Origin of the sequence: Escherichia sp. AM3 (assembly GCF_032029835.1) — a bacterium.
In the GTDB taxonomy this organism is placed as follows: Bacteria; Pseudomonadota; Gammaproteobacteria; order Enterobacterales; family Enterobacteriaceae; genus Escherichia; species Escherichia coli.
This window is the reverse complement of sequence record NZ_JAVUPQ010000451.1, coordinates 1-750: the sequence shown is the minus strand read 5'-3', so window position 1 is coordinate 750 and position 750 is coordinate 1. Positions and strand designations below refer to the sequence as shown.

Sequence of the window (750 nt, the reverse complement as noted above, 5' to 3'; positions counted from 1 at the left end):
ACTGAAACCTCTCTATTTTCGGGGACAACGAAGCAGACGCTATCAGTGCTTTTGCCTTCGCCCTTGCTATTTTTGATACACTTAGGGCCCAGGGTATAACGAAAATGTGCGATATGACAAAGAATTAACGGAGAATGAGATGATCAGGCAGAAGATTCTACAGCAGCTCCTGGAGTGGATTGAGTGCAATCTTGAGCACCCTATTTCAATCGAAGATATCGCACAGAAATCTGGCTACAGCAGACGCAACATCCAGCTTCTGTTCCGAAATTTCATGCATGTGCCTTTGGGAGAATACATTCGCAAACGAAGGCTTTGTCGTGCCGCCATTCTTGTCCGGCTCACCGCGAAATCTATGCTTGATATTGCACTCTCTTTGCATTTTGATTCACAGCAGTCATTCAGCCGCGAATTTAAAAAGTTATTCGGCTGCTCTCCCCGTGAATACCGCCACCGTGATTATTGGGATCTCGCAAATATCTTCCCTTCTTTTTTAATACGTCAACAGCAAAAGACGGAGTGTAGATTAATCAACTTTCCTGAGACACCTATTTTTGGCAACTCATTTAAATATGACATTGAAGTGTCGAATAAATCACCGGATGAAGAAGTCAAACTACGACGTCATCATTTAGCCAGATGTATGAAGAATTTTAAGACGGATATCTATTTCGTTTCCACGTTTGAACCGTCAACAAAATCGGTCGATTTGCTCACGGTTGAAACTTTTGCTGGTACGGTATGTGAATA

1 protein-coding gene is annotated in these 750 nt (G+C 42.7%); it reads left to right on the top strand.

Annotation, left to right across the window (positions count from 1 at the left end; translation table 11 throughout):
• Nucleotides 1-139 precede the first annotated feature (139 nt).
• On the top strand, nucleotides 140-750 hold a 611-nt coding region (locus RTW80_RS26540; protein ID WP_312721072.1), incomplete at its 3' end, for a helix-turn-helix domain-containing protein.